We start from the raw sequence: 25,855 nt of genomic DNA, 5'->3' as shown, positions 1-25,855 counted from the left end.
AATATCAGCCAGTCAGTCAACCAGCCAGCCAGTCAGCCTGTTAGTGGGTCGTCGTCGATGGTCAGACACCGGCGATGGTGAACAACAACAGATTGTGGACACCCGGGCCGAGACCGACCGCCGCGACGAGGCCCAGGAGAAGCGCGCCCTCGGTCGGTTCCTCCTCGACGTACTCGGCGAGGAGGCCCACGACCAGCCCCACGACTGCGAGTTTGACGAGGACGAAGAGCCAACCGACACCGACGAGCTCCGCCGTCGGGAGCGCGCCGGCAGCATCGAGGATAAACCGTGACAGCGGCGTTCGTTCACTGAATCCGAGGACGTCGATACCGACGGCGGTCGAGACGCCATCGAGTGCGTGGCCGAAGATTGCGAGGAGGCCGAGCGTGCCAGCAGCAGTCGCCATCGGGTCGATTCGAGTCAGGACCGCCCACGTCGCGGGGGTGAGAAGCACCGCGACGACGAGGGCGATACCGGGCCACAGCGGCGACAGCGTCCCAGCGGACAGTCCGCTGGCGAGTCCGACGACGACGAGTCCACCCGCGAAGACGATGCCGGGGAGCGCGATGTTTCGCGGTGATGCACTGCCTGCGGCGTCGAGTCCGAGGAAGGTTGCGCCAGCGAGAACGGCGACAGTGAGATAGACCGCTGGCGTCCCACCGAACGGTTCGACGACGGGTGGGAGCAGTCCGACGACGTAGAGGACGTGGAACGCCGACCCAGACACCATCCACGGAACGAGCGCGAGAACGTGCTCGTCGGTGACGGTCGGACGGCTTCTGGCCACGCCGACGGCGATGCCCGCGAGACCGACGACGAGGACGACGAGATACGGCAGTGGGGGAAGCGCGAACCCTTCGGGGAGGATGGCCATGCAGGAGGCCCAACGCGTCGCCGTGAAAGCCTTACGTTCTTTACGCACCCGTCTCCACCTCTCGGTATGAACCGAGACGATATCGCGCCCCGTATCGACCACACGGTACTCGGACCCGAGACGACGATGGCAGACGTCGAAGCCGTCCTCGACGAGGCCGACGAGTGGGGAATGAACGCCTGTATCCCGCCGTGCTACGTCGAAGAGGCGGCCGAATACGCCCCCGACGTGGTGCTCGCGACGGTCATCGGCTTCCCGCACGGCCAGAACACCACGGCCGCAAAACACGAAGAGGCAGTCGACGCGTGGAAAGCCGGTGCGGACGAACTCGACATGGTCATCAACATCGGCCGACTCAAAGCGGGCGAGGACGACGTTGTCACCGAAGATATCTCCGAGGTCGTCGCCGCCGTCCCCATCCCGGTGAAGGTCATCATCGAGACGGCACTGCTCACTGAAGAAGAGAAACACCGGGCGTGCGAGGCCGCAAAAGAGGCAGACGCCGCGTTCGTCAAGACCTCGACCGGATTCGCCGACGGTGGCGCGACGGTCGAAGACGTGGAACTCATGGCCGAATATCTCCCCGTCAAGGCGTCTGGCGGCGTTGGCTCGTACGAGGATGCGCTCGCGATGTTCGAAGCGGGTGCCGAGCGAATCGGTGCTTCCTCAGGCGTCGAAATCGTCTCGGGCGCGCCCGACGAATAACGGTCTGAAATAACGGTCTACCCCGTCTGTCCTTCTTACTCGGCCCGCAACGCGACCAATTTCGCAGACTCGTTTTCACCGCCCGCTTCGACGACGAACAGTGCGTCGTGCGCAGGCGTCGGTCCAGTCACTGCGCCTCCGTCGAGCGAGTACTTCCAGCGGTGGTTGCCGAGTCGTGCACTGCCGACGCCGACTCCACCCGAGCGGTCGTACGCGATGACGCCGCCGTCGTCGCTCGTGTCGGAGACGAAGATAGTGTCGCCGGCACCCGCGGGGGGTGCGAAGAAGTCGCCGACGGAGGTCCACGAGGGTGACCCATCGCGGTCGTCGTAGGCGTGGATGCCGCTTCCGTCGGTTGCGAACACACGGTCCGGACCAACGACGACGGAGCGATGCGGCGAGGACTCTCTTTGATGCCATCCAATTCGACCGGCACGGGCAGCACCTCGCAGGCGGGCAACACCTGCCCCGAACGCTCCTGCGACGACGTCACCACCCGAGACCACGGAGAGTGCCTGTATCGACCCGGGGAGTTTCGTCCGCCACATTCCTGTGGCTTCTGCCCCTGAATCGAGGAGGGCGAAGACTTCTCCTGCTTCGGTTCCGACGACGAGTTCGTCCCACCGGGCAGCCAACCGTACTGCCGGACCGAACACTTTGGTTTTCCACTCGACAGCACCGTCGCTCGCACGGATACGGAACACGTAGCCGTCGGTGTCGGCCGCGTAGATGTGGTTGTCGTCAGGATTCGGTCGGAGTATCGGTGCCCAGACGCTCGATTCGGTCGGTGCGTGCCACGCTTCTTCGCCGTCGTGGGTGAACGCGAGGACGCCCGTTCTGGTACCAGTCTGTCCGATGTAGACGTGGTCGGAATCGACGGTCACCGGCGACCTGAACCCGCTATTGGACTCAACGTCGACCGACCAGCGTTCGGTCCCATCCTCGACATCGAACGCCCGGAGTCGCTCACCCGTCGCGTAGTAGACCGTCTCTTCGTACACTGTCGGGCGGGTAGCTCCCAGCCCACCGACCTCGACGCTCCACGCTTCGGTTGGTTTCGACGAAGGGCCGGTCCCACGGGGATTGTAACTCGTCCCCTCCGGCGAGAAGTGAGGGTGTGGCCAGTCGGGCCGGCCCTCACCGGTCGAACCGTCGTCTTCGCCGCCGAGACACCCGGCGAGACCGGTGAGCGTACCAGCGCCGACCGCTTTGAGCGCATCGCGTCTGGAGAGTCTCACGCCGCTTCACCCCCTTGCGTTGCTGCCGACCCAGCCGTCGACTGCCCCGACACCGACGCGTCGGCGACCACGGTGAGGCTCATCAGGCCGTCGTCGCGGAGAACCGGGCAGAACACCCGCCTGTCGGTGGCGGCCATCGAGTGACCGACGTTGCTGCCGAGGTCGATGGACCAGCGCTCCCGGTCTTCGAGTACGTCTGTTCCGCCGCGTTTCAACGCGACCAACCGCCCGTCGTCGGTGCCCACGTAGACAGTGTCGGCTGCGATGCTCGCGGCCGACGTGCCGTCTCGCGGGTCGAACGACCACTGTTCTTCACCGGTCTCGGCGTCGAGGGCGCGAAGGCCGCCTCTGGAGGCGTATAGCCGCTTCCCGTCGAACGCGAGTCGCTCGTGGACGCCGCCGTCGTCTTCCCAGACCACGTTGCCGTTCCGCTTCTCCAGTGCGGCGATGCGGTCCCATCCGGCGATGTAGACGCGTTCGTCGCCGACGACGGCCGGGTACGGTTCGGCGGTTTCGAGCGCCGTTTGCCAGTAGCCACTGCCATCTGTTCCGAGGCAGTAGAGGCGCTGACCCTGTGTGACGACGAAGATAGCTCGGAGGTTGACAGCGAGTTGCTGGTGGACCGCGCCGTACAGTTTTCGGGTCCACTTCACTTCGCCGGCGTTCAGGTCCACGGCACAGAGTTGCTCGTCTCTGAGGCCGAGAAACATCGTCTCGCGGTCGTTCGAGAAGGCGGGGGCCGTCGTCGGTGCGGCAGGGAGTTCGATGCTGCGGAGGGTGCGGCCGGTTTCGGCGTGATAGACGCCCATTCGACGAGGGGCATCACTGATGCCTGACGAGTACAGCGACCCATCGAGGACGGCGGGCGTCGTCCACCGGTCGCCGGGGACAGTTTCGACTTCTTCGCCCGCCGCGGCATCGACGATTCGAAGCGGGTCGCTGGCGGTGTAGGCGAACGACCCGATTGCGGCCGGTTCCCACGTCGGCATTCCGAAGTCCGCTTCGTACTCGACGACCGGTTCCGTCACGGCATCGCCTTCCTGTAAGAAGGCAGTGTTCGCGTCGTCGTGTGCGTAGGTGGGCCACTCGGCGTCGAACTGCGTTCCTTCTGGCGAGTCGTCGGCGGCGGTGTCGGCCCCACCGAGACACCCGGTGAGGGCAGTAAGTGCTCCCGACCCAGCGAGAGCGAGTGCGTCACGTCGCCCAAGAGACGGTGGTGACAGTGGCGCACCTCGTTGCGCTGAATCGCGATTGCTGGAGGGCATACCGCGGAGATTCATGTGCAACAGAATTCATAACGTGGTGACAAGTAGCTTTTCGTCTCCGGACACGGACAGTGCGCACTCCGGAGTCGAACAGTCGAAAATCGTAAAATTGGGCCGGTGTCTCGTCGTGCGTGCTCAGGCTGCGGGTCTGCCAGTGCGTTCGACAGAGCGCTCTTTCATCATGCTGCCGACGGCGCCACCGAGTGCGCCTGGGATGCCGGCGAGGACGATGATGACGATTGCCGCTGCGAACGTGGTCAGGCCGAAGAACAGCCCGGTGAACAGGATGTTGAACACGACCAGCCCGATCGCGACGAAGATACCACCGAGCGTGGTTGCGACGAGGCCGTTGAGCGCGCCGTCAGTCGTTCCGGTCATCACCATGTATCCGGCGACGAAGCCGCCGATAATCCCGGTCAGGATGTAGCCGACTGTCGGCAGAGTTACACTGGTGAACGGGATGGTAAACCCGCTGAGTAAACCGATGACGAGTGTCGCAACAAAACCGTATGCGATTGCACGTACGTTGAGTTCCATAGCATCCCTATATACAACGTATGAGAGCTTGAATTATGTTCGCAGTTTTGCGGATGATACTGGTGAGAAGAGTATCTGCTGGGCCGGAACCTCCAGAGTTCGAGAGACGGTTCGTAGAGAGAGCGTGCTCACTCGGCAGGACGTGGTCACTGCCAACCCGGTCTGCGAGCGTGACACACCCCCGTCTGATACCGCGTCGTTTTTGGCCGCGCATCCGGTAGATGACGTAACCGAATGGCCCGATACCACATCGAGACGTATGGCTGTACCTCGAATCGCGGCGAGAGCCGTGCCATCGAGAGTGCCCTCCGCGATGCGGGTCACTACCGCGTCGATGGACCTGCGGAAGCCGACGTCGCCATCATGAACACCTGTACGGTCGTGGAGAAGACGGAGCGGAACATGCTCCGCCGGGCCAAAGAACTCGAACAGGAGACGGCAGACCTCATCATCACCGGCTGTATGGCGCTCGCACAGGGCAACGACTTCCGCGAAGAGGGAATCGACGCCCAGATTCTCCACTGGGACGACGTGCCGACGGCCGTCACCAACGGTGAGTGTCCAACCCCCGGCCCGGGTGTCGAACCCGTCCTGGACGGTGTCGTCGGCATTCTCCCCATCGCTCGCGGGTGTATGTCGAACTGTTCGTACTGCATCACGAAGTTCGCCACTGGCCGGGTCGACTCCCCGTCTGTCGAGGAGAACGTCGAGAAAGCCCGTGCGCTCGTCCACGCCGGTGCGAAGGAACTCCGCATCACCGGCCAGGACACCGGCGTCTACGGCTGGGACAAGGGTGACCGGAAGCTTCCAGAGCTGCTGGACCGCATCTGCTCCGAAATCGAGGGCGACTTCCGCGTCCGCGTCGGCATGGCCAACCCCGGTGGCGTCCACGGCATTCGTGAGGAACTCGCCGACGTGTTCGCCAAGCACGACAAGCTCTACAATTTCATCCACGCGCCCGTGCAGTCAGGGTCCGACGAAGTCCTCGAACACATGCGCCGCCAACACCGCGTCGACAAGTTCCGAGACATCGTCGAAACCTTCGACCGGGAGTTAGAATACTGGACGCTCTCGACGGACTTCATCGTCGGCTACCCCACCGAAACCGACGAGGACCACGCGAAGTCGATGGACCTCCTCCGCGAGATTCGCCCCGAGAAAATCAACGTCACGCGTTTCTCGAAGCGCCCCGGCACCGACGCCGCCGACCTGAAGGGTCTCGGCGGGACCATCAAGAAGGAACGCTCGAAGGAGATGTCCGAAGCCAAGATGGATATCGTCGCCGCCGCCTACGAAGAGATGGTCGGCACCGAACGCGACGTACTCGTCGTCGAGGAAGGCACTGGCGACTCCGTGAAATGCCGCGACGAAGCCTACCGGCAGATTATCGTCCAGAACGCGTCCGAACACGACCTCGAACCCGGCGACTTCGCTCGGGTGACGGTCACCGCACATCAGACCGTCTACGCCTTCGGTGAACCAGTCGAGACGCGAGTCGAGCCGAAAGCTGCCTGATTGACGCCTGCAGTTTCACCCGTGAGTTCTCCGCCGATGGCCCGCACGACCAGATAATTCAGTGTCTCATGGGCGGTCTGCGGCGGAATCGTATTTGAACCTTCACACGGTCGGTGGTCGAACGGAGTAACCGACAGATTGGTGTCACCGGTTGCATAGTACCCTGTATGTCCTCTGACGGTCCTCCACTGTCTCGTCTCGTCGCCGGCGACGTCCTCCGGACGGTTCTCGGGGTCGTCCTCGTCGGTGCCGTCCTCTTTGCTGCCACGGGCGTGTGGCCACCGATGGTCGCCGTCGAAAGTGCGAGTATGGAACCACACCTCGAACGCGGTGACCTCGTGGTCGTCACCGACGAGGGTCGGTTCGGTGGCCCCGCGGCCGACGCACACGGTATCGTCACCGTGAACGCCAGCGAAGGCTACGGCAGAATCGGCGGCGAGGGCGACGTTATCGTGTACGCACCCCCGTCGAGACGTGGGTCGCCGATAATCCACCGAGCCGTGTTCTTCGTTGAATCCGGTGAGAACTGGTACGACGAGGCGAACACGTCGTACGTCAACGGTGCTGGCTCCTGTGCCGAGTTGCAGAACTGCCCTGCACCCCACGCGGGATACATCACTCGCGGCGACAACAACGGGTACTACGACCAGGCCGGCGGTATCGCGGCACCGGTCCGGCCAGAGTGGGTCGAAGCGAAAGCCCAGTTCCACATCCCGTATCTCGGAAACCTTCGCCTCGAACTGCAAAAACGGCTCTGAGGACCGAATCGACGCTGTACCCTCGCTACTTCTCTCCACTCCCGTCCGGCGTGTACGGGGTGTATCGCTCGTCTTCCGGGCCGTCTTTCCACTCGCCGAGTTCTCTCGGGTCGATGTGGACGAACACGTCGTCGACTTCGTCGATGTCTCGAATCGCCTGGACCACCCACGTCTCGATATCGTGAGCCTCTGCGAGCGTCATGTCGCCTTCGACTTCGATGTGGAGACTCACGTCGATCTCCGGGCCGACGTAGTGAGCGACCACGTCGTGCGCGCCGTGAACGTCCGGATGCGACAGTGCTCGTTGGACGATGAGTTCACGGAGATACTCCGGCGGGGCGGCCCCGACGAGATAGTTGACGTTGTCGCGGACGATTTCGACACCCGTGTAGACGATGCCGATGGAGACGACCATCGCGGCGAGCGGGTCCAAAATCGGGTAGCCGGCCTGTGCACCGAGAACACCGACGAGCGCGGCACCCGCGGTGAGAATGTCGTTTCGGTTGTCGAGTCCGGCGGCGACGAGTGCTGGTGAGTTTCGCTCGCGGCCCACGTCGTAGCAGTAGCGGTAGAGTCCGTATTTGACCACGCCGGCGAGGGCGAGAACGACGACGCCGAGCGTTCCTGCCGTCCCGCCGAAGGTGCCGTCGAGGATTCTCGTGATACTCTGCCAGAAAATCGCCCCGCCGGCGGCGAAGACACCGACGGCGACGAACAACGAGACGAACGGTTCGATTCGTTCGTGGCCGTGTGGGTGTTCGAAGTCCGGCGGTTTCGTCGTCAGATAGAGGCCAGCGAGAATGATTGTGCTGTAGATGGCGTCAGCGAGACTGTTCACTGCTTCGGACCCCACAGCTAGACTACCCGTCGTCCACCACACCGCCCCCTTTCCGAGGACGAGCAGGACGTTCGCCACGAGGATGACAGCACCAACCCGACGGATAGCCTGCTTCCGCTCCATTACCGTGACGTTCGGGAGTGGGGTTGAAATGCGCTTCGGGTGGTAGCAGCCGTTTAGACGCCACTCACAAGAGTTTTTGAGTCAGTCTAAATCGAAGAAAACCGCTGTGTCGTCGTCCCCGACGACGGCCTCATCGAGGTCACTGAAGGCCTCGTGGAGCTGTTCGTACGAGTCGTCGAGCGCTTGCACGATGACTTTCGTATCGGAGACGATCGGCATGAAGTTCGTATCGCCGTTCCACCGTGGGACGACGTGCGTGTGGAGGTGGTCGTCGATAGACCCGCCGGCGGCCGACCCGCCGAGATTCTCCCCTGTGTTGAACCCGTTCGGCCCGAACGCCGCGTCGAGCGCGTCGAGCGTCAGCGATTTTAGTCGGGCGTGGTCGAGGAGTTCCTCGTCGGAGAGGTCCGTGAAGTCTCCGGTGTGCTGGTACGGAATGACCATGACGTGACCGGGGGCGTACGGAGAGTTGTTGAGAATGACGAACGAGTGTTCCGAACGGGCGACGATGTTGCTCTCGGCGTCGTCGTCGCGTTCGGGGAGCGCACAGAACGGACAGTAGTCTTCGTCTCTGTCCTGGTCGTCGTCCCGCGTCACCCAGTCGATGCGCCACGGAGCGAACAGTTGGTCCATAGCGAGGAGAACGAACGGGGGGATGCAAGCAGTTTCGGTTGCTGAGATCCGGCCGCTTTGCCGAACGAACTCCCTACCGGGTGATGTTCTCGTAGCCGTCTTCGGTGACGATGACGGTGTCTTCTGCCTGTCCGACCATCGCCCCCGCTTCTTCCTTCAAGACGGGGTAGCCACGGAGCACGCCCTGCTGTTCGAGACGGCGAATCGCCATCTCGGAGCGGCCACCTTCGAACCAGCGGGCGGCGAAGGGAAGCAGTTTGTACTTCTCGCGGACTTCGTCGAGCAGTTTGCGCGACATTCGGTCGCGGACAGACCGGTCGTGAACGAGGCTGTAAATCTCGTTTTTCGACCCCTCGGTGACCTTGCCCGACCCGTCGGTTGCGAACGGTTCGATGGCGACGACGTCGCCGACTTCGAGTTCGACGCCGCGGTCGGCACCACGGTTTGGAATCGTGGGGTCGGTGTGGGCGTCCCACCGTTCGACGCCGTGGCCCGAGAGATTGAGAACCGGCGTGTAGCCGTAGCCACGAATCACGTCTTCGATTTCGGCACCGATTTTTCCGGTGTGTGCGCCCGCTTCGACCATATCGAGTGCGGCGTCGAGCGCCTCTTCGGCGGACTCGACGAGTTCGTCGTTGCCCGAGAGGTCGATGGTCACCGCCGAGTCGGCGATGTAGCCGTCGACGTGGACGCCGAGGTCGAGACAGACCATGTCTTCACCGAAGACCGTCTCGTCGTTGCGGCTCGGACTCGCGTGTGACGCTTCTTCGTTGATGCTGATGTTGGCCGGGAAGGCACAGCCATCGGCGAGTTCGCGGATGCGCGCTTCTGCGTGTTCGGCAACTTCGAGGTGGGTGACGCCGGGTTCGACCATCTCGGCCGTCTCGTCTAACACCGTTCGGAGGACCGTTCCTGCCTCTCGATACTTTTCGACCGTCTCGTCGTCGAGGGGTCCGATGCTCATGTGCTCGGGTTCGGGGGCCCGCCGGAAAGCGATTGCGGGATACAGAAGCACAGATTCACCCTCCTCCGGCCCCCGTCGCGTGACTATATAGTTCATACAAGTCCTCCTAGAAACGCTTTCTAAACGACAGAGGAACTCTCCTGCAAGACTGGCTACTATGAGTGCACTCACGTTCCACCCCGACGTCGCCGAAACGCACCTCCACGTCAACCTCAACGACTGGGACGATGTCTACGTCGTCGGCGACGTACACGGGTGTCTCCCCGCGCTCGAACGCCTCGTCGACCGGCTCGACCCCTCCCCCGAGGATTTGGTCGTGTTCGTCGGCGACCTCGTCCGAAAAGGCCCCGACAGCAAAGGTGTCGTCGACTACGTCCGCGAGCGCGACAACTTCCTCACCGTCCGCGGCAACAACGAAGAGAAACTCATCCGCGGGACGAAAGAAATCGACGCGTTGACCGACGACGACCTGGCGTGGATTGAGAGTCTTCCGGTCGCAATCTCGTGGGAGGGTGCACTCGTCGTCCACGGCGGCGTCCACCCCGACGTCCCGCTCGAAGACCACGACATCGAAGCGCTCGAAAACACGCGTGCGATGACTCCCGGCGACAGTTACGATGGTCCATTCTGGTTCGAACACTACGAGGGCCCCGAGCGGGTCTTCTTCGGCCACACCGTCATGGCCCGCCCGGCAGTCTACGAATACGCGATGGGACTCGACACGGGAGCGGTCTACGGCGGCGCACTCACGGCGTACGACCTCCACGCTGACGAACTCGTCTCGGTCGACGTCGAAGTGACCCACGAATCACGCAAAGAGTCGAAAATCGTCGAGCCTCGACAACCCGCACTCGTCTGACGAGGACAGTCGGTCTCACGTCAGTCTCGCGTCGTCTCGTCCGGTCGCTCGGAACAGGCGGCGAAGTAAAGTCCACTGCAGTACCATATTCTCTCAATCGATGTCCGAAGACGACGCATCCGTCGGTGGAAGCTACGAATCTCAAGGGGAGGCTACGGACGGTCAGCGTCCGACGACCGCCCCTGTTCTGGTCCGCGATAGCACTGACACGTCGTCAGTCGCAGCCGAGGTTGACCTCTCGGACACGACGCTGTATCTCAATCGCGAACTCAGCGAACTCTCCTTTCACGAACGCGTGCTCAACGAGGCGTTCGACGAGCGCAATCCGCTGTTCGAGCGGGTGAAGTTCCTCTCGATTCTCACCACGAACCTCGACGAGTTCTTCATGAAACGAGTCGGCGGGTTGAAACAGCAAATCGTCGCAGACGTGACGGAACTGTCGCCCGACGGCCGGACTCCTCGCGAACAGTGGACGCTCGTCTTAGAGCGTGCACGCGACCTGTTAGACCAACAGACCGCCTGTTTCGAACAACTCGTCAGACCCGCGCTCGCAGACGCGGGTATCGAAATCGTCGCTTACGAGCAGCTCTCGTCGGACGAACAGCAGGCGCTCCGTGACTACTTCGAGACTGCTGTGCTCCCGACGCTCACCCCGTTGACGTTCGACCCAGCACATCCGTTTCCGTTCATCTCGAATCTCTCACTCTCGCTCGCGGTCCGCACCCGCGAACACGACGACGCCAGGACGAAGTTCTCTCGTGTGAAGGTTCCGGGGAATCGGCCGCAACTCGTCAGTGTCAGCGCGCACACTGGCGACGGCTCAACTGCCCCCGACGCATCAACCCGGTTCGTCCCGCTCGCTCGCATTATCGAGCACAACCTCGACTTGCTGTTTCCGAACGTCGAACTCATCGACACGTCGCTGTTCAGGGTGACGAGAAATGCCGAGATTCGGCGGAACGAAGAGGTCGCAGAGGGGTTGATTGCGATGATAGAAGACGTGCTTCATCAGCGTCGGTTCGCGACTGTCGTCAGACTCGAAGTCGAGAGCGATACGCCGAGCGAAGTCCGTGACCTCCTCGTCGAACAGCTCAACCTCGACGACAACGAGGTGTTCGAACGCGAGATTCCGATGGACTTCACTGGATTGACCACGCTGTTCGACCTCGACCGACCAGAACTGGAAGTCGAACCGTGGCACCCGCAACCGCACCCGAGATTCACAGGTCTCTCGGCAGACGACCCAGACGCACTCTTCACCGAAATCGCCCGGAAAGACGTGCTCGTCCACCACCCGTATCACTCCTTTACCGGGACCGTCGGAACGTTCCTGCAAGCGGCGGCGAACGACCCCAGGGTGCTCGCAATCAAGGCGACGATTTACCGGACTGCACCTGACTCGGAAGTCATCGAGACACTCATCGAGGCGGCGAAGAACGGGACACAGGTCGCCGTGATGGTCGAACTCAAAGCCCGATTCGACGAGGAGAACAACCTCAGATGGGTCCGGCGTCTCGAAGAAGAAGGAATCCACGTCGCCTATGGAACCATCGGCCTGAAGGCACACACGAAGACGGCGCTCGTGGTCCGCGAAGAGGGCGACGGCGTCCAACTCTACTCGCACGTCTCGACGGGGAACTACCACTCGCAGACTGCCAAACACTACACAGACCTCGGTCTGTTCACCGCCGACCCAGACATCGGCCACGACCTCGTGCGCCTGTTCAACTTCTTCACTGGCCACTCACGACACGACACCTACCGCAAACTGCTGGTTGCGCCGACCAACCTCCGCGAAGAGATGACGCGACTCGTCCGCCGCGAAGCGGACCACGCGCGTGCCGGGCGGGAGGCCCGAATCGTCGCCAAGATGAACGCCATCGAAGACCCGAAGATGGTCCGCGAACTCTACGAGGCGTCGATGTCCGGTGTCGATATCGACCTCGTGGTTCGCGGCATCTGCCGTCTCCGCCCGGGAATCGAGGGTATCTCTGAGACCATCTCGGTGTCGAGCGTCGTCGGCCGCTTCCTCGAACACTCCCGTATCTTCTACTTCCACAACGACGGTGACCCCGAGTACTACGTCGGGTCTGCCGACTGGATGGTGCGAAACCTCGACCGGCGAGTCGAAGCCATCGCACCCGTCGAAGACCCCTCGCTGCGGGTCGAACTCGAAGCCGTTCTCGATGCGCTCCAGTCGGACAACCGCCGACGCTGGACGATGGACAGCGAGGGACGATACGAACAACTTCGACCACCCAACGACGACGACAAAAGAGAAGCCCACAGAACCTTGATGGACCGGGCGCTGGCGGAGTCCGAGCGCGTGAGAAACGAGCAGCACGAGTCGTGACGGATCTTCTCAGTCGATACGCCTCTCCGACCGATCCGAAAAATAGCCGTCCTCAGGCGCTCGGCTGAATCCGAGCGAGGACGTCACCGCGTGTGAACTCGCCACCCTCCGCGACGACGACTTCCGTGACGGTTCCACTCGTCGGGGCGGAGATGTCGATGCTCACTTTCTCGACTTGCATCTCGCCGATGGTCTCGCCTTCGTCGACGGCGGAGCCCTGGCGGACGAACCAGTTCGAGAGGTAGCCCTCGTCGACGTCGTCCGAATCGGCCGGCCAGAGCGTCGTCGAATCGATATCGACGGTGTCGGTCATCTACGGCCTCCGTATGAGTTCTGTGTCCCGCTCATTCGTGGAGTCTGCGGATGGCCGCCGCGATTTTGTCAGTGCTGGGGTTGACTTCGTCTTCCAGCGGGCGCGCGTAGGGTATCGGCACGTCCGGGATGGCAAGCCGTTCGACCGCCTGGAGGTCGTCGAGCGCCCCTTCTGCGGCGCGGGCGATGATTTCGCCAGTCACGCCGAACGACCGGTAATCTTCGTCCACGACGAGGAGTTTCCCGGTCTTCCGGACCGATTCGAGGATGGTGTCGGTGTCGAGCGGGACGAGCGTCCGCAGGTCGATGACTTCGGCGTCGATGCCGTCGTCTTCGAGTTGGCTCGCCGCGTCCAGCGACCGGTGGACTTGCAGGCCGAGCGTGACGACGGTCACGTCGTTCCCGTGGCGCTTGATGTCGGCTTCACCGAACGGAATCGTGTAGTCTTCTTCCGGAACGGGCGTCTTCGGACCCGGCGGCGACGGCATCCAGCCGAGACCCATGAGGCGCTTGTGGAACATGTACATCACCGGGTCGTCGTCGCGGATTGCGGTGTGCATCAGGCCCTTGGCGTCGTAGGCATTACTCGGGACGACGACTTTCATCCCGGGGAGGTGGGCGAAGGTCCCGAAGAGCGTCTGGGAGTGTTGCCCAGCGTCGTTGTAGGTGCCGCCGATAGCAGTGGTCAACACCATCGGAACGGAGAACGACCCGCCGCTCATGTAGGTGTTCTTCGCCATCTGGTTGTAGATCTGGTCCATCGCGACGCCGAAGAAATCGACGAACATGAGTTCGGCAATCGGGCGCATTCCGGCCTGTGCCGCGCCGACTGCTGCGCCGAGGTAGGCCGTCTCGCTGATGGGAACGTCCATGATTCGGTCGCGGCCGAACTCGTCTAAGAGGCCGGTCGTACTGGAGAAGATGCCGCCGTAGTCGGCGACGTCTTCGCCCATGTAGAACACCTCTTCGTTCTCACGCATCTCCCACGCGATGGCTTCGACCATCGCTCTGCTCATCGTCAGTTCTCGGTCCGTCTCGGTCGCCTGTGTAACGTCTCGTGATTCAGTCGCCATTATTGCTCACCTCCCTCGTTCCCGCCGTCGGATGCCGCATCCGACGTGTTTCCTCCGTCTGCGGAACCACCGTCTGTCGCTGTCTGCGCTGGCGGGTTCGTAAACACGTCCTCGTACGCCTCCGACGGGTCGGGTTCTGGCTGCTCTTTCGCCCACGCGATTGCCTCGTCGACGCGCTCGTGTGCACGCTCTCGAATCTCGTCGAGTTCGTCGTCGGTCACACCGCGTGTCCGCAGGTCGTCGGCGAGTCGGACGATCGAGTCGCGTTGTTTCGCATGCTCGATATCCGCTTCCGGTCGGTAGGCCTCGGCGTCGCCCATGAAGTGGCCCATCCGGCGATGGACCTGCACTTCGAGGAGCGTCGGCCCGTTGCCATCGCGAGCACGCATGATGGCTTCTTCTGCCGCCTCGTAGACGGCGACAGCGTCGTCGGAATCGATTCGCTTTCCGTGCATGTCGAATCCTCGGGCGCGCTGTGAGCCGTCTTTCACGTCGGTCACGCGGTCTTTCGGCATACTAATCGCCCAGTCGTTGTCCTCGATGACGAAGACGACGGGGAGGTTGTGGACTGCCGCGAGGTTGAGCGATTCGAGGAACCCACCCTGGTCGATTGCCCCCTCACCGAGGAAGGCAACCGCAACCGAGTCGGTGTTGCGTTTCTTCGCTGCCATCGCCGCGCCGACTGCGGGCGGGCACCCTTGCGCGATGATACCCGAACATGCGAAGTTTACGTCCGGGTCGAACAGGTGCATGTGCCCGCCTTTTCCTTTACAGAGTCCCGTCTTCCGGCCGAAGATTTCGGCAGTCATCTTCTTCAGGTCCACACCTTTCGCGATAGCGATGTGGTGGGGCCTGTGTGGCGCTGTGACCGTGTCGTCGTCTCGGAGATGGATACAGACACCAGCACCCGAGGATTCGTGCCCTGCAGCGAGGTGCAGTTCACCCGGAATCGGCCCCGCAGAGATGTCGAATGCCGGTTGCTTCCCGACCAGATACTCTTCTTGTAATCGTTCTTCGTAGTACCGAGCAGTAACCATCTGCTCGTACATCGTTTGGAGTTCGTTAACACTCACCATGTGCTATTGAGACTACACGATATACTATATTAACATTAATTGTGTAAAACGCGAACCTCGTGTCGGCTGAACAGTCGAATTTCGCAGCGGACGCGCTCTGGCGTACAGAAATAAATTGGCTCGCGTCGTATCTGTTCGTATGGCTGACAAGACTCTCGAATCGGTCACGATACCCGTCGATGGCGTCGAACTCGAAGGTGACCTCAGAGTTCCTGCCGGCGCTTCGGGGCTCGTCGTCTTCGCACACGGCAGTGGAAGCAGTCGGAAGAGTCCACGGAACAACTACGTCGCAGAAGTCATTCGCGACCGAACTGTGGGGACGCTCCTGTTCGACCTCTTGACCGAACAGGAAGACGAGACGTACGAGACTCGGTTCGACATTCCGTTGCTGGTCGAACGACTGCTCGGTGCAACAGAATGGCTCCGGAAGCGAGACGACACGAAAACCCTCGACATTGGTTACTTCGGGTCGAGTACGGGTGCATCAGCAGCATTGCTTGCGGCGGCCGAACTGGGCGACGAGACGGGCGCTGTCGTCTCTCGCGGCGGCCGTGTGGACCTCGCTGACGCACGTCTGGGAGACGTCCGCGCGCCCACGCTGTTCATCGTCGGTGGCGCAGACGAGCCCGTACTCAGTCTCAACCGCGACTCGTTCGAACGACTCGACTGCGAGAAGTCGCTGGAGGTGATACCGGGCGCCGGCCACCTCTTCGAACGACCCGACGAACTGGAGGACGTGGCCGAACTCGCGGCCGACTGGTTCGAGACGCATCTCGGGTGAGGTGGCCTCGTGTCTTCGACGCGTTCAGCGTGAGAATTTGAGGTCCTTTGCCGGGTCTTCGACGACGACCCACCAGCGAACGTCATCTTTCGGATGCCGGCGTTCCACGTGTTCTTTCAGCTGTTCACCGGTGTCGAAGTCACGGCCACAGAGATTGCATCGGTGGTGTCGCTTGGCCATAGAATACCTACGGCAGCTAACACGATTAACCTAGCCAACAGGTGACGAATCTGCTGTCTGTAGAACGCTCTGAGATGTCAAAATCGAGCGACGTGGCGCTCTACTGTGTGAAATGGTTTGGGGTAGAACGAACGGTTAGACGCCTTCGACGAGTCGTTCTAACTGCTCTGGTGGAACTGCACCGCGAGCAGCATAGCCTTCGTAGGCGAACGTCGGGACGCCAGTGACACCGTGACGCTGTGCTTCGGCGAACTGTTCGCGAACTTCTTCGAAGAGCCCATCGTCGTCGAGGGCCGAGCGAACTTCGTCGCCAGCGACACCGGCGTCTTCAGCGAGTTCGACGAGTACGTCTTCGTCACCGATGTCCGCACCATCCTGCCAGAGTGCCTCGAAGATGCCAACGTCGAATGCGAGCCACGTCTCGTTGTCGTAGTGCTGTTTCACGTAGTACGACACCACCTGTGCCGGAAGCGAGTCGATATCGGTCGCAATCTCCAGTTCCATCTCGACGCCGTACCGGTCTTGCAGCCGGCGAACTCCCTGTTTCGCCTGTTCGTAGTAGTCGTCGTCCTTTCCGTCGTCCACAGAGAAGTCGATACTCCCGTCGGGGCGGCGCTTCTGACTTCGCAGGTCGAACGGATGCCAGTCGATGGCGAGTTCTTCGTCACGAGTCTCCTGATATCGTTTCAGTGACTCGCGTCCGAGATAACAGAACGGACAGACGTAGTCGGAGTAGACGGTGATACGTTCGGCCGGTGAGTCGGTCATACAGACTCGTATTAGACGAGGTTACAAAAACGAATTGCTTGGTTGTGCGTCGGAGGCGAGCACGCGTCGCCAGCGACGTGCGAGGTGGTTACTCGTCACCTGTGTCTTCGAGCATCCGGCGAATCGCGACTTCCATCTCTTCGAACTCCGAGAGGTCGAGTTCGTCCGTGGTCACGATGACACCGTGGTCACCGGCGACGACACGGCCGACGAATCCCCCTGAAAAGACGCGGAGGGTGAACTCGTACTCACCGAAATCAGGACCGTCGTCGGTCGGGTCTTCCTTCCGGTTGTAGGTCTCCTGTGGGCCGAACCCAGTCCGTTCGCTCTCGACGAGGTCGGCCTTCACCGTCCGCATCTCTTCGTCGTCTCCATAGAGGTCCTGTCTCACGTAGAGCACCTCGAACTCCTCACGGGTGAAGTAGACGACGCTCCGGAGCGAGTCACCGAGGGTCGTTCGACAGGTGGAGACGATTGCCGTGTTGAACGTTTCAGGTGTGATAGATGTACTCGTCATGTCCACTCATAGCACTCGCCAGTATTTGGACATCTCGCTGGATAGAAGGGCTGAGAGTGGAGAATAGTGGCTTCGACAGAGTTTCACGCGAGTCGGAACTGCGTCTCCGTCAACTCCTCGGAGACTTCCCACAGTCGTTTCGCCGTTTTCGGGTCTCTGGCCCGCTCGTGTGCGTCTGTCGTCCCCGGATAGCCACGCATCTCAAAGACACCCTGTGGGCCGATGTAGTCGCCACTTTCGACTGACGATTCGGTGGCAGCGTAGAGAAGCGGCAGCGCGCCGTTCGCTGCTGACTGGGCGAAGACGGCGTTCGCGAGTTTACTCACGACCAGCCGAGCAGTCGACCCGCGTTCTTCGGGACCGCGGAACTGGAGGTTCGTGTCCGCGTATCCGGGGTGTGCACCGACGCTCACCACGTCGTCGATGCCAGAGGCAGTCAGTCGGCGGTCGAGTTCGAACGCGAACAGGAGGTTCGCGAGTTTGCTCTGGGCGTATGCCTCCCACTCGTCGTATCGACGCTCGCCGTGGAGGTCATCGAAGTTCATGTGCCCGCGCTCGTGGAGGGCACTCGATACAGTGACGAGACGCGTCTCCCCCGGGGTTTCACGGAGACGCGGGAACAAGCGTGCGCTCAGCACGAAGTGACCGAGATGATTGACGCCGAACTGGGTTTCGAACCCCTGTTCCGTCTCGTCTCGGGGTATCGCCATCACGCCCGCGTTGTTACAGAGGACGTGCAGTGCGTCGTACTGGTCTGCGAAGTCGTCGGCGAATCTGTGAACAGCGTCGAGGTCTGCAAGGTCGAGTTCTGAGACCGAAAGTGACGCATCCGGGACGTCTGTTCGAATCTCAGCCATCGCATCTTCGCCCCTGTCGAGGCTTCGACAGGCCATGACGACGTGTGCACCCTTCGCAGAGAGTGCCTTCGTCGCCTCGAACCCGAGACCACTGTTTGCCCCTGTGACGATGGCAGTCTTCCCGGAACAGTCGGGCATATCTTCGACAGTCCACTCGCTCATGGATGTCGAAAGGGACCGACAGAGAAAGAACGTGGTGGCTGTTTTGGTCCCGAACCGAGACGGTTATCGACTCGCCGTGCTGGTCTGCATCCCTTCGGAGTTGAACGCCGACCCGAACCCGTGGTCGTCGAGGAGGATGACGCCGGCGGACGACCCGGTGAGTTCGCCGAACGCTTCGATAGCGAGGTCAGCGGCGGTCTGTGCGTCACAGCCACGTTCGACGTGTCGAACTGCCCGCCGAGCGAGAGTCACACGAGCGATGTCCTCACCGGCACCCGTCGTCGATGCCGCACCAGCAGGGGCAGCGTAGAAGCCAGAGCCGATTTGCGGTACGTCCCCGACGCGACCAGCGAGCGCGAACCACCGCCCACCTGTCGAGGTTGCGGTGGCGAACGTCTCGCCGTCGGTCGCGACAGCACCGACTGTGTCGTGGCCGGGAAGGCGAGCGTCGTCTGCCCGGACGTGTCCATCGCTTTCTTCCGCCGTTGGGTCGCTGGTACTTCCGCCGAACCGGTCTGCAAGCCAGTCGAGATGTGTCTGTGCGGACCCGTCTGGTGCGTCGGCCGCCTCCCATCGCTCCCGGGTCTCGTCGGTGAAGAGGTCGACAGCCGTCTCGACGCCGATATCCGCTGCGAAATCGACTGCTGGGTCGCCGACCAACAGCACGTGTGGTGTCTCTTCGAGGACAGCACGAGCGACGGAGACAGCGTGTTCGACGCCGTCCATCCCCGCTGCGGCACCGGCACGCCGGTCGCTCGTCATCACGCCGGCGTCGGTTCGGACGACGCCATCAGACTGCACAGCACCACCGACGCCTGCATTGAACCGGTGGTCGGATTCGAGTACCCGGACAGATGTTTCGACCGCCGAAAGGGGGTCAGATGCTGTGACACCTGCTGCGGCCGCCTCGTCGAGAACCGCCTGTCTGGGTTCTGGTTCGTCAGGGACGCCACCTGCCCCACCGTGGACGATAATTCGCATATGTAGTCGCAATCGCAGACTGTTGGTAAACGTGTCGCCGCCCGGAAGTCGAGTGGAAACGTATCGATAGACTGCGAAAATCGGTGAATATTGCAGAACGAGCGGGAGAACGGCAGGACTTTTACACCGCGATGAAAACCCCTGATTGTTCATGAGTTACGACCAGATTGAGGTTCCTGAAGACGGCGAGAAGATTACGTTCGAGGACGGCGAGCTCTCTGTCCCCGACAACCCGATTATCCCCATCATCCACGGTGACGGAATCGGAACGGACGTCGGTCCCGCCGCACAGAAGGTTCTCGACGCTGCTGCCGAAGCAACCGGTCGCTCTGTATCTTGGATGCGCGTCTACGCCGGTGCATCCGCTCGCGACAAGTACGACGAGAACCTCCCAGAGGACACCGTCAGCGCCATCCGCGACCACCGCGTCGCAATCAAGGGCCCGCTCACGACCCCTGTCGGTGCAGGCTTCCGCTCGCTGAACGTCGCGCTCCGCAAGAAGCTCGACCTCTACGCGAACGTCCGCCCGACCTACCACCTCGACGGTGTCCCGTCGCCCGTCAAGAACCCCTCGGCGATGGACATGGTCACGTTCCGCGAGAACACCGAAGACGTCTACGCCGGCATCGAGTGGGAAGCCGGTACCGACGAAGTCCAGCAAGTCAAAGAGTTCATCGAGAACGAGATGGGTGCCACGGGCGTCATCCACGACGGCCCCGTCGGCATCGGCATCAAGCCCATCACCGAGTTCGGGACGAAGCGCCTCGTCCGCGAAGCAATCGAGTACGCCCTCGAAAACGACCGTGACTCCGTCACGCTCGTCCACAAGGGTAACATCATGAAGTTCACCGAGGGTGCCTTCCGTGACTGGGGCTACGAACTCGCAGCAGAGGAGTTCGGCGACGTCACCATCACCGAAGACGAACTCTGGGAGGAGTACGACGGCGAGAAGCCCGAGGACAAGGTTGTCGTCAAGGACCGCATCGCAGACAACATGCTCCAGCAACTCCTCACCCGCACCGCCGACTACGACGTCATCGCCACGATGAACCTCAACGGCGACTACATGTCCGACGCCGCGGGTGCACAGATCGGTGGCCTCGGCATCGCCCCCGGTGGCAACTTCGGTGAGGGTCTCTGTCTCGCAGAGCCCGTCCACGGCTCCGCACCCAAGTACGCGGGTCAGGACAAGGTCAACCCGACCGCGATGATTCTCTCCGGCCGTATCATGTTCGAGTACATGGGCTGGAAGGACGCCGGCAAACTCATCCGCGACGCTGTCGAGAAAACCATCTCCGAGGGCGACGTGACGTACGACCTCGAACGCCAGATCGAAGGCGGCAACAAGCTCGCAACGAGCGAGTACGCCGACAAGGTCGTCGAGAATATCGAGAAACTCTCGTAGAGAGTTTTTCGAGCGCTCGGAAATCTGTGATTTCCGAGAACATCGAAACGCTCGCGTAAGCGAGTCTCTCACCTATCGTGGCCGAGTGAGCCCCCGATTTTCTCTCTTTCTACAGTCTCCGAGAGCGACGTCTCACCCCATCAACCGACTCCACAGCGGTCGCACCACGCCGAAGACGACTGCGCCGGCGGTGTCGGCGACGATATCGGCCCACGTATCTTCGAGATAGTACGCCATGGTCCAGTCGACCCAGAAGTCGGTGAAGAGTCGCTCGTACACTTCGAACCACGTGCCGATGGCGGCGACGGCCATCGGAAGAACGACGAGCAGGGCGACGGGTGACCGGAGCAGTCGAGGGTGGAGGACGTACAACAGGGCCGCAACACCGAATCCGGATGCGGCGTGGACGAAGAGGTCCCACCACCAGATCTTCGTGTAGAGGAACAACGCCATGCTCGTAAAGTGAGTGAAGGTGACAGCACCACCCCACGCGAAGACGACAGTCATCTCCCGCGGACGTTCTTCCCAGCGCGGTGCTACCATCTGATTCCACGTTCGCCTTAGCATTCGCGGCGTGGGAGGCGCAGTGCGCCGAGCGCGGTGAAGTGTGTCTGTGTCAGAAGGCGGTAGCCGAGCGTTCCCATACGGGAAGAACGGGAATCTGTGATATGTACGTTATTCAGGCGGAGCGACTGGTTTACGGTTAATTTAATCCGAATCCGTCGAGGCACGTAGCGTTAGCGCCGAGACACGTGGTGTTCGCGACGAGGCACGTGGTGTTAGCGACGAGAGCGTGGGCCACGTCGGGGCGAGTGAGCCTGCCTCGAGTGGACCGAGTTCTCGTCGAGAACCGAACGGTGACCACCGTCAGACCGCAGGGTGGTTCGGACCGGAGTGGAGTGCGGTTCGGTCGGTTCCTCGACCGGGGTGTCCGTCAGTCGGACCACGCCGTCTACGACGACGAGGAACCCGAGTGCGCCGACGACATCCACCACAAGGTCGGTGAGGGTGTCTTCGGCGTAGTACGACGCCGACCATCCGTACCAGAAGTCCTTGAACAGATACTCGTACACCTCGAACCCTGCGCCGATAGCGAGTATGACCCCCGCGACGACGACTGGTGCGCGAGGGCCGTCGAACATCCGTGGAAAGACGACGAAGAGGACGCCTGCGACCCCGAATCCAGACAGTGAGTGAGTGAGCAGGTCCCACCACCAGATCTTCGTGTAGATGTCGTACGCGAGGCCACCGAAGTGGAGGGCACTCACGAACACTGCCCAGATGCCGACGAAGAACCAGACCCGCGGGCTTCGCGAGAGAGCGAACCGACTCATCGCCGTGCGTGAGTGGGTTTTCGTTGGTTTTCGTCCGGTAGGCTGGGCGCTAGCCATACTGGAGATACGCGTGTGGAGGGCATAGTTAGTGACTACCGTCAGCAGTCTAGTTACAACCTATTGATAAATGCTTTCTCGTACGGTGGTATACTCCGCCGATGCGACGGTCAGTCCAACCACGGTGGGTTGTCTCTGGGCGGCGAGAATACGTCGATGCCGATGACTGTCTCATCTCCGCGGTTCTCTGCACCGTGCGGTTCCTCGCTTGCAAGTGAGTAGGAGTCGCCGGGGCCGACGACGATCTCCTCGCCCTCGTCGCCGACGATGAAGGTCAACTCGCCGGCGAAGATGTACCCAACCTGTTCGTGTGGGTGGTGGTGAACCGGCACCGAGCCACCCGGTTCGATACGAACGTGTTGGATGTTCATCTTCTCGCCACCCGCAAGGAGCCCGAGATAGACGTCTTCGACCGCCTCGGTCGATTCTACGTCGTCGGTTGCAATTCGGTCCATGGTGACAGGCCACTCGCTGCGGAGATAAAACCGATGGACACCTGCCAAGAGTGGTGACCCGACTCCGCCCCCGAACGTTCAAACCGGATGCCGGGCAACTCACCACTATGTACGCGGTTGTCGGGTGTACCGACTGTGCGAATCTGTGGTTGCTCTCGGACCCTCGCGAGTCGAAGACGGCGACCTGTCCGCGATGCGGGCGACGACATCAGACCAAAAAGCTCCGCCGGTTATTCGAATCCGAGGACCGAGATGCAGCGAGACAGGCCCGAGCAGCACTCCTGGCAAAGAAACACGGCGACAGCGAAGCGTTCGCACAGGTCGAACACGTCTCTGAACTCGGCCGACAGGTGGCCGAGTCAGGTGTCGACGACAGAGAGTATCTCGAAGCGTCGGGACTCGACGCAGACGAAGTGTTCGACGCCGGCGAACAGGCGAAACGCGGGCGAGCAGCGTCGTCAGGGTCGGTGAACCGGCTGACTGCCGTGAAAGAAGCGGTACGCGACGGCGACAGACCGACAGAAGACGAAATCGTCGCTGCCGCCAGCGAACGCGGAGTCCCCGAAGAGAAGGCCCGTGACCTGCTGGAGAAACTCCGCCGGCGCGGCGACGTGTCCGAGTCTGGCGGCCGGTATCGGTTGCTCTGAGCACGGAGCGGGAACGACGAGTACTCAGAGATACCCGAGCAACTTGGCGATGGTGAGCGCCGAGGCGACGACGCCGAGTGCTAACTTCAACAGACGCAACGCGAGTGCGATGCGGCGTACGTCGTCGTGGTCGTCGTCCGATTCGGGGTCGGTACTACGGGAGGGTGCGTACATGGTGGGGAAGGGAGTGTGGACACGCCCGCAGGTGCTCTCCTGACGGACGCTCGTAAACGTACCAGAGAGAATGGATTAAAATCGAGCCACGAGTGTAGAGTGAAAGTGAACGTCGTGTGTTTACAGCTGAGAGACCAGGTTTCGACCGAGTGAAGCGCCTGTACCCGACGGTTCTGTTGAGAGCCTCCCACGAAAGTGAACACCAGTCAGCAGTCGCCGGACGTTAGCGTGATTCTCGGAGGAAACTGACGACTTCGTCGACGAAGCGGTCCGGTGCAGTGTTCATCACGGCGTGAGCGTGCCCGTCGAAGACGACGACTCGGTTGTCAGGGAGCGCGGTTCGAAGTGCCTCGATTGCGGCCTTGAGGAACGGTGCGCTCTCGCTTCCCGACAACAGCAACGTCGGGACGGTCAGGTCTTCGAACCGAGTGGCGTCGAACTCGTACTGGTCGTCGAGCGAAACCTCACGGATGACGGATTTGACTGCGGCGACGCGGGCGGGCCAGTTCGGTGCCGCCCGGAGCGCGTCGAGTTCCATCGGTGGGACTCTCGCAACCTCGGTGAAGAACAACACGAGCGCTTCCTCGGCGTTCCCGTCTTCGTACAGCGCCATCATCTCGGTGACGACGTCTTCAGTGTCGGGGTAGTGGTCTCCAATCGGAATCGGCGGTTCGTACAGGATGAGTTTGAGCAGATTGTCGGTGCGGAGGGCCGCCTCGAGGGAGCAGAGCGCCCCGAACGAATGGCCGAGAAGAATCACCGGTTCGGCGATCGAGTCCACGACTGCGGCGATGTCTTCGAACTCACGTTCCAACGCGTAGTCAGGGCTATCGCCGCTCTCACCACGGCCTCGACGGTCGATTGCGTACAGCGTGGCGTGCGCTTCGAGGGGTGACCGGACGATTTCCCAGCGTGTGTGGTCGGCGGAAGTCCCGTGGACGAGGACCAGTGGCGGACCGTTGCCGGTTCGTTCGTAAGCAATCTGGGTACCGTCCATCGACGAGATGGTCTCCATACTCGTTCGAGGCTAGAACTAGGTCGCCAATCCACGTTAGCATTTCTCACGAGTTGCGGCGAGCCATCTGTACACCGGTCGTTCACAGGGTACCGACAGTACTGAAGGTGCCACTCGTTCGAGAGTTGTGTTCTCGATTAAGCTTACTTTCTTTCGTCGTCGGAACGTCCCGATTTGAGAATGACTGGATTCGTCGGCCCTCCGGTGCCACCTGGGACGTTCAATGGTGCAGCGGTGAACAGGAATTCGTAGACACCATCGTCAGCACACGCGGCACCGAGCGCGCGCAAGTCGAGAATCTCGAGCAGGGACATCCCAAGGTTTCGAAGGAGGGCACCATGGAGTGGTGCGAAGTAGACGGTTCCATCGATAACTTGCGCGGCGCGTTCGAGAGCCACGTTGTCTGCGCCGACGACGGGAATCTCCATCTCGTGGAACCACCGAACGAGCTCTTCACTGAAGACGAGACCGGGTTCTTGGAGTGGGTTGTACGTCGCTTCTGGGTCGCGTGCACGCTCTATCGACCCGGTCCGAATCAGCACGATATCGCGCTTTCGGATATCGACGTTCTGTGCGTCTGCGGTCGCCAGCAGGTCGTCTAACGTGATACCGTAGTCCGACGGGAGGCGACCGTTGTCGTCGCCCTCGTATCTGCCGACGTCGAGGAGGATACCGCGACCGGAGACTCCTGACCCTGCCGCGGCAGTGATATCAGCAGCGCCGAGTCCGTAGGTCGTGTCGATAGGCGTCGATTCGACCGACCCGTCACCGTCGCCATCGCGGAGTCCGGTGACAGCGTCAGGGTACGTCGTCGGTGTTGCCGTCGTCGACTGGTGATACCCGTTGTACAGGTGTTCGCCGTACCAGGCGTGACCGAGTGCGTCGAAGTGGGTCGTCCCCTGCAGGAAAAACCGAGTGACGAACGCATCGTCGGCGTACTTCAATCCGCCCGGAAGCGGGATGGGACTTCCCTCGACACCGTCGAATCGAGCGTCGAGTGTGTTGTCTTTCCGTGCGGGGAATCGTCCGACGAACAACGGGTCTGTGGCTTCATCACCCGTGACCGACAACTGAAGTGTGAACCGTTCGACGTGCTTGCTCCCACCGCTGATTGCGGCTTGCAGACCGTCGAACGACTCGCGACTGCCGAGGAAGTTGAGCGCACCGCGTTCGTCGTCGTCGCCCCACCGCCCCCAGTTCGTCGGGAGTCCGTCGAGAAGCGAGTGTAAGTCGCCAGATTCTGGCTCTGCAGCAGCGACTGTAGGCGTCGATGCAGCAGCGAGTGCGAACACTGCACCACAGCCTCGAAGGAATCCACGTCGGTCGATACCGCTTCCACAGTCACACGAATGGTGATGTTCAGTCATGGTCGGGTACGTCAGCGGGGGGTTGAACACCG

General features: G+C 61.7%; 29 protein-coding genes. 8 read left to right on the top strand and 21 right to left on the bottom strand.

The window, feature by feature from the left end:
• Positions 1–61: 61 nt before the first annotated feature.
• Entirely contained in the window at positions 62–874 is an 813-nt protein-coding gene (locus tag ACK3SC_RS14330; RefSeq protein ID WP_416840861.1) for a DUF63 family protein, read from the bottom strand.
• Between the two features lie 66 nt (positions 875–940).
• On the opposite strand from ACK3SC_RS14330, the gene deoC reads away from it, so the two are divergent.
• On the top strand, positions 941–1,579 hold the full coding sequence (deoC, locus tag ACK3SC_RS14325; RefSeq protein ID WP_416840860.1) for a deoxyribose-phosphate aldolase: 639 nt from the start codon (positions 941–943) through the stop codon (positions 1,577–1,579).
• A gap of 35 nt (positions 1,580–1,614) precedes the next feature.
• On the opposite strand, the gene ACK3SC_RS14320 is transcribed toward deoC, so the two are convergent.
• The 3 genes from ACK3SC_RS14320 to ACK3SC_RS14310 all read right to left on the bottom strand — a co-directional run bounded on the left by ACK3SC_RS14320 (position 1,615) and on the right by ACK3SC_RS14310 (position 4,619).
• Positions 1,615–2,817, bottom strand: coding sequence for a PQQ-binding-like beta-propeller repeat protein (locus ACK3SC_RS14320; protein ID WP_416840859.1), 1,203 nt, complete (start codon positions 2,815–2,817; stop codon positions 1,615–1,617).
• The gene (locus ACK3SC_RS14315) at positions 2,814–4,097 is read right to left on the bottom strand and encodes a PQQ-binding-like beta-propeller repeat protein (protein WP_416840858.1); all 1,284 of its coding nucleotides are present in this window, start codon (positions 4,095–4,097) and stop codon (positions 2,814–2,816) included. Before ACK3SC_RS14315 ends, ACK3SC_RS14320 begins: the two co-directional genes overlap by 4 nt.
• 120 nt (positions 4,098–4,217) lie before the next feature.
• Positions 4,218–4,619, bottom strand: coding sequence for a DUF5518 domain-containing protein (locus ACK3SC_RS14310; RefSeq protein ID WP_416840857.1), 402 nt, complete (start codon positions 4,617–4,619; stop codon positions 4,218–4,220).
• A 234-nt stretch (positions 4,620–4,853) separates the two neighbouring features.
• Between ACK3SC_RS14310 and ACK3SC_RS14305 the strand changes: the two genes are divergently transcribed.
• A complete protein-coding gene (locus ACK3SC_RS14305) occupies positions 4,854–6,134 on the top strand; it encodes a tRNA (N(6)-L-threonylcarbamoyladenosine(37)-C(2))-methylthiotransferase (RefSeq protein ID WP_416840856.1) in 1,281 nt (426 codons plus the stop codon).
• 167 nt (positions 6,135–6,301) lie between these two features.
• A complete protein-coding gene (locus tag ACK3SC_RS14300; RefSeq protein WP_416840855.1) occupies positions 6,302–6,892 on the top strand; it encodes a S26 family signal peptidase in 591 nt (196 codons plus the stop codon).
• Between the two features lie 25 nt (positions 6,893–6,917).
• On the opposite strand, the gene ACK3SC_RS14295 is transcribed toward ACK3SC_RS14300, so the two are convergent.
• The 3 genes from ACK3SC_RS14295 to map all read right to left on the bottom strand — a co-directional run bounded on the left by ACK3SC_RS14295 (position 6,918) and on the right by map (position 9,450).
• On the bottom strand, positions 6,918–7,853 hold the full coding sequence (locus tag ACK3SC_RS14295; RefSeq protein WP_416840854.1) for a cation diffusion facilitator family transporter: 936 nt from the start codon (positions 7,851–7,853) through the stop codon (positions 6,918–6,920).
• An 81-nt stretch (positions 7,854–7,934) separates the two neighbouring features.
• Complete coding sequence (locus tag ACK3SC_RS14290; protein ID WP_416840853.1) at positions 7,935–8,486, bottom strand: HIT family protein; 552 nt, start codon at positions 8,484–8,486, stop codon at positions 7,935–7,937.
• A 73-nt stretch (positions 8,487–8,559) separates the two neighbouring features.
• Positions 8,560–9,450: a type II methionyl aminopeptidase gene (gene map / locus ACK3SC_RS14285; protein ID WP_416841232.1), complete on the bottom strand. Its 891-nt coding sequence runs from the start codon at positions 9,448–9,450 to the stop codon at positions 8,560–8,562.
• A 157-nt stretch (positions 9,451–9,607) separates the two neighbouring features.
• On the opposite strand from map, the gene ACK3SC_RS14280 reads away from it, so the two are divergent.
• Together ACK3SC_RS14280 and ppk1 are read left to right on the top strand one after the other, a co-directional pair.
• Positions 9,608–10,309 (top strand): metallophosphoesterase family protein, encoded by a 702-nt coding sequence (locus tag ACK3SC_RS14280; protein ID WP_416840852.1) that lies wholly within the window; start codon positions 9,608–9,610, stop codon positions 10,307–10,309.
• 100 nt (positions 10,310–10,409) lie between these two features.
• On the top strand, positions 10,410–12,662 hold the full coding sequence (gene ppk1 / locus ACK3SC_RS14275; RefSeq protein WP_416840851.1) for a polyphosphate kinase 1: 2,253 nt from the start codon (positions 10,410–10,412) through the stop codon (positions 12,660–12,662).
• Between the two features lie 52 nt (positions 12,663–12,714).
• Here the strand turns inward: ppk1 and ACK3SC_RS14270 are convergent, their stop codons facing one another.
• From ACK3SC_RS14270 to ACK3SC_RS14260, 3 genes are read right to left on the bottom strand one after another with little or no spacing between them, the layout of a single operon-like run.
• Positions 12,715–12,975, bottom strand: a complete 261-nt coding sequence (locus ACK3SC_RS14270; protein WP_416840850.1) for a lipoyl domain-containing protein — start codon at positions 12,973–12,975, stop codon at positions 12,715–12,717.
• A 31-nt stretch (positions 12,976–13,006) separates the two neighbouring features.
• Positions 13,007–14,047, bottom strand: a complete 1,041-nt coding sequence (locus ACK3SC_RS14265; RefSeq protein WP_416840849.1) for an alpha-ketoacid dehydrogenase subunit beta — start codon at positions 14,045–14,047, stop codon at positions 13,007–13,009.
• The gene (locus ACK3SC_RS14260) at positions 14,047–15,096 is read right to left on the bottom strand and encodes a thiamine pyrophosphate-dependent dehydrogenase E1 component subunit alpha (RefSeq protein WP_416841231.1); all 1,050 of its coding nucleotides are present in this window, start codon (positions 15,094–15,096) and stop codon (positions 14,047–14,049) included. Before ACK3SC_RS14260 ends, ACK3SC_RS14265 begins: the two co-directional genes overlap by 1 nt.
• Before the next feature lie 166 nt (positions 15,097–15,262).
• Between ACK3SC_RS14260 and ACK3SC_RS14255 the strand changes: the two genes are divergently transcribed.
• Entirely contained in the window at positions 15,263–15,904 is a 642-nt protein-coding gene (locus tag ACK3SC_RS14255) for a dienelactone hydrolase family protein (protein WP_416840848.1), read from the top strand.
• 24 nt (positions 15,905–15,928) lie between these two features.
• Here ACK3SC_RS14255 and ACK3SC_RS14250 read toward each other — a convergent pair whose 3' ends face one another.
• The 5 genes from ACK3SC_RS14250 to ACK3SC_RS14230 form a co-directional block, all read right to left on the bottom strand.
• Positions 15,929–16,084, bottom strand: coding sequence for a hypothetical protein (locus ACK3SC_RS14250; protein WP_416840847.1), 156 nt, complete (start codon positions 16,082–16,084; stop codon positions 15,929–15,931).
• Between the two features lie 135 nt (positions 16,085–16,219).
• Complete coding sequence (locus tag ACK3SC_RS14245; protein ID WP_416840846.1) at positions 16,220–16,852, bottom strand: DsbA family oxidoreductase; 633 nt, start codon at positions 16,850–16,852, stop codon at positions 16,220–16,222.
• Between the two features lie 88 nt (positions 16,853–16,940).
• Positions 16,941–17,369 (bottom strand): hypothetical protein, encoded by a 429-nt coding sequence (locus tag ACK3SC_RS14240; RefSeq protein WP_416840845.1) that lies wholly within the window; start codon positions 17,367–17,369, stop codon positions 16,941–16,943.
• A gap of 83 nt (positions 17,370–17,452) precedes the next feature.
• Positions 17,453–18,388, bottom strand: coding sequence for an oxidoreductase (locus ACK3SC_RS14235; protein WP_416840844.1), 936 nt, complete (start codon positions 18,386–18,388; stop codon positions 17,453–17,455).
• A 63-nt stretch (positions 18,389–18,451) separates the two neighbouring features.
• Positions 18,452–19,369, bottom strand: coding sequence for an isoaspartyl peptidase/L-asparaginase (locus tag ACK3SC_RS14230; RefSeq protein WP_416840843.1), 918 nt, complete (start codon positions 19,367–19,369; stop codon positions 18,452–18,454).
• A 151-nt stretch (positions 19,370–19,520) separates the two neighbouring features.
• On the opposite strand from ACK3SC_RS14230, the gene icd reads away from it, so the two are divergent.
• Positions 19,521–20,774, top strand: coding sequence for an isocitrate dehydrogenase (NADP(+)) (gene icd / locus ACK3SC_RS14225; protein ID WP_416840842.1), 1,254 nt, complete (start codon positions 19,521–19,523; stop codon positions 20,772–20,774).
• Between the two features lie 132 nt (positions 20,775–20,906).
• Here icd and ACK3SC_RS14220 read toward each other — a convergent pair whose 3' ends face one another.
• The 3 genes from ACK3SC_RS14220 to ACK3SC_RS14210 form a co-directional block, all read right to left on the bottom strand.
• Positions 20,907–21,341 carry a hypothetical protein gene (locus ACK3SC_RS14220; protein ID WP_416840841.1) on the bottom strand — a complete coding sequence of 145 codons (435 nt, stop codon included), beginning with the start codon at positions 21,339–21,341 and terminating at the stop codon, positions 20,907–20,909.
• 212 nt (positions 21,342–21,553) lie between these two features.
• The gene (locus ACK3SC_RS14215) at positions 21,554–22,108 is read right to left on the bottom strand and encodes a hypothetical protein (protein WP_416840840.1); all 555 of its coding nucleotides are present in this window, start codon (positions 22,106–22,108) and stop codon (positions 21,554–21,556) included.
• Positions 22,109–22,275: 167 nt separating this feature from the next.
• Positions 22,276–22,620, bottom strand: a complete 345-nt coding sequence (locus ACK3SC_RS14210; protein ID WP_416840839.1) for a cupin domain-containing protein — start codon at positions 22,618–22,620, stop codon at positions 22,276–22,278.
• A 107-nt stretch (positions 22,621–22,727) separates the two neighbouring features.
• Here ACK3SC_RS14210 and ACK3SC_RS14205 point away from each other — a divergent pair, with 107 nt between their 5' ends.
• Positions 22,728–23,267, top strand: coding sequence for a DUF5817 domain-containing protein (locus tag ACK3SC_RS14205; RefSeq protein ID WP_416840838.1), 540 nt, complete (start codon positions 22,728–22,730; stop codon positions 23,265–23,267).
• 24 nt (positions 23,268–23,291) lie between these two features.
• Here the strand turns inward: ACK3SC_RS14205 and ACK3SC_RS14200 are convergent, their stop codons facing one another.
• The 3 genes from ACK3SC_RS14200 to ACK3SC_RS14190 all read right to left on the bottom strand — a co-directional run bounded on the left by ACK3SC_RS14200 (position 23,292) and on the right by ACK3SC_RS14190 (position 25,823).
• Positions 23,292–23,441: a hypothetical protein gene (locus ACK3SC_RS14200; RefSeq protein WP_416840837.1), complete on the bottom strand. Its 150-nt coding sequence runs from the start codon at positions 23,439–23,441 to the stop codon at positions 23,292–23,294.
• Positions 23,442–23,664: 223 nt separating this feature from the next.
• Entirely contained in the window at positions 23,665–24,456 is a 792-nt protein-coding gene (locus ACK3SC_RS14195) for an alpha/beta fold hydrolase (RefSeq protein ID WP_416840836.1), read from the bottom strand.
• A gap of 143 nt (positions 24,457–24,599) precedes the next feature.
• Positions 24,600–25,823 carry a cyclase family protein gene (locus ACK3SC_RS14190; protein WP_416840835.1) on the bottom strand — a complete coding sequence of 408 codons (1,224 nt, stop codon included), beginning with the start codon at positions 25,821–25,823 and terminating at the stop codon, positions 24,600–24,602.
• Between the last annotated feature and the right edge of the window lie 32 nt (positions 25,824–25,855).

Origin of the sequence: Haloferax sp. DFSO52, assembly GCF_048158745.1 — an archaeon.
Classification (GTDB): Archaea; Halobacteriota; Halobacteria; order Halobacteriales; family Haloferacaceae; genus Haloferax.
Note: the sequence above shows the minus strand (reverse complement) of the source record. Positions and strands in the feature narration are given on the sequence as shown.

What these genes read in the sequence shown, in the direction of transcription:
- ACK3SC_RS14330 (WP_416840861.1), bottom strand. Translation starts at nt 874, where the DNA reads ATGGCCATCCTCCCCGAAGGGTTCGCGCTTCCCCCACTGCCGTATCTC.
- deoC (WP_416840860.1), top strand. Translation starts at nt 941, where the DNA reads ATGAACCGAGACGATATCGCGCCCCGTATCGACCACACGGTACTCGGA.
- ACK3SC_RS14315 (WP_416840858.1), bottom strand. Translation starts at nt 4,097, where the DNA reads ATGAATCTCCGCGGTATGCCCTCCAGCAATCGCGATTCAGCGCAACGA.
- ACK3SC_RS14310 (WP_416840857.1), bottom strand. Translation starts at nt 4,619, where the DNA reads ATGGAACTCAACGTACGTGCAATCGCATACGGTTTTGTTGCGACACTC.
- ACK3SC_RS14305 (WP_416840856.1), top strand. Translation starts at nt 4,854, where the DNA reads ATGGCCCGATACCACATCGAGACGTATGGCTGTACCTCGAATCGCGGC.
- ACK3SC_RS14300 (WP_416840855.1), top strand. Translation starts at nt 6,302, where the DNA reads ATGTCCTCTGACGGTCCTCCACTGTCTCGTCTCGTCGCCGGCGACGTC.
- ACK3SC_RS14295 (WP_416840854.1), bottom strand. Translation starts at nt 7,853, where the DNA reads ATGGAGCGGAAGCAGGCTATCCGTCGGGTTGGTGCTGTCATCCTCGTG.
- ACK3SC_RS14290 (WP_416840853.1), bottom strand. Translation starts at nt 8,486, where the DNA reads ATGGACCAACTGTTCGCTCCGTGGCGCATCGACTGGGTGACGCGGGAC.
- map (WP_416841232.1), bottom strand. Translation starts at nt 9,450, where the DNA reads ATGAGCATCGGACCCCTCGACGACGAGACGGTCGAAAAGTATCGAGAG.
- ACK3SC_RS14280 (WP_416840852.1), top strand. Translation starts at nt 9,608, where the DNA reads ATGAGTGCACTCACGTTCCACCCCGACGTCGCCGAAACGCACCTCCAC.
- ppk1 (WP_416840851.1), top strand. Translation starts at nt 10,410, where the DNA reads ATGTCCGAAGACGACGCATCCGTCGGTGGAAGCTACGAATCTCAAGGG.
- ACK3SC_RS14270 (WP_416840850.1), bottom strand. Translation starts at nt 12,975, where the DNA reads ATGACCGACACCGTCGATATCGATTCGACGACGCTCTGGCCGGCCGAT.
- ACK3SC_RS14265 (WP_416840849.1), bottom strand. Translation starts at nt 14,047, where the DNA reads ATGGCGACTGAATCACGAGACGTTACACAGGCGACCGAGACGGACCGA.
- ACK3SC_RS14260 (WP_416841231.1), bottom strand. Translation starts at nt 15,096, where the DNA reads ATGTACGAGCAGATGGTTACTGCTCGGTACTACGAAGAACGATTACAA.
- ACK3SC_RS14255 (WP_416840848.1), top strand. Translation starts at nt 15,263, where the DNA reads ATGGCTGACAAGACTCTCGAATCGGTCACGATACCCGTCGATGGCGTC.
- ACK3SC_RS14250 (WP_416840847.1), bottom strand. Translation starts at nt 16,084, where the DNA reads ATGGCCAAGCGACACCACCGATGCAATCTCTGTGGCCGTGACTTCGAC.
- ACK3SC_RS14245 (WP_416840846.1), bottom strand. Translation starts at nt 16,852, where the DNA reads ATGACCGACTCACCGGCCGAACGTATCACCGTCTACTCCGACTACGTC.
- ACK3SC_RS14240 (WP_416840845.1), bottom strand. Translation starts at nt 17,369, where the DNA reads ATGACGAGTACATCTATCACACCTGAAACGTTCAACACGGCAATCGTC.
- ACK3SC_RS14235 (WP_416840844.1), bottom strand. Translation starts at nt 18,388, where the DNA reads ATGAGCGAGTGGACTGTCGAAGATATGCCCGACTGTTCCGGGAAGACT.
- ACK3SC_RS14230 (WP_416840843.1), bottom strand. Translation starts at nt 19,369, where the DNA reads ATGCGAATTATCGTCCACGGTGGGGCAGGTGGCGTCCCTGACGAACCA.
- icd (WP_416840842.1), top strand. Translation starts at nt 19,521, where the DNA reads ATGAGTTACGACCAGATTGAGGTTCCTGAAGACGGCGAGAAGATTACG.
- ACK3SC_RS14220 (WP_416840841.1), bottom strand. Translation starts at nt 21,341, where the DNA reads ATGCTAAGGCGAACGTGGAATCAGATGGTAGCACCGCGCTGGGAAGAA.
- ACK3SC_RS14215 (WP_416840840.1), bottom strand. Translation starts at nt 22,108, where the DNA reads ATGAGTCGGTTCGCTCTCTCGCGAAGCCCGCGGGTCTGGTTCTTCGTC.
- ACK3SC_RS14210 (WP_416840839.1), bottom strand. Translation starts at nt 22,620, where the DNA reads ATGGACCGAATTGCAACCGACGACGTAGAATCGACCGAGGCGGTCGAA.
- ACK3SC_RS14205 (WP_416840838.1), top strand. Translation starts at nt 22,728, where the DNA reads ATGTACGCGGTTGTCGGGTGTACCGACTGTGCGAATCTGTGGTTGCTC.
- ACK3SC_RS14200 (WP_416840837.1), bottom strand. Translation starts at nt 23,441, where the DNA reads ATGTACGCACCCTCCCGTAGTACCGACCCCGAATCGGACGACGACCAC.
- ACK3SC_RS14195 (WP_416840836.1), bottom strand. Translation starts at nt 24,456, where the DNA reads ATGGAGACCATCTCGTCGATGGACGGTACCCAGATTGCTTACGAACGA.
- ACK3SC_RS14190 (WP_416840835.1), bottom strand. Translation starts at nt 25,823, where the DNA reads ATGACTGAACATCACCATTCGTGTGACTGTGGAAGCGGTATCGACCGA.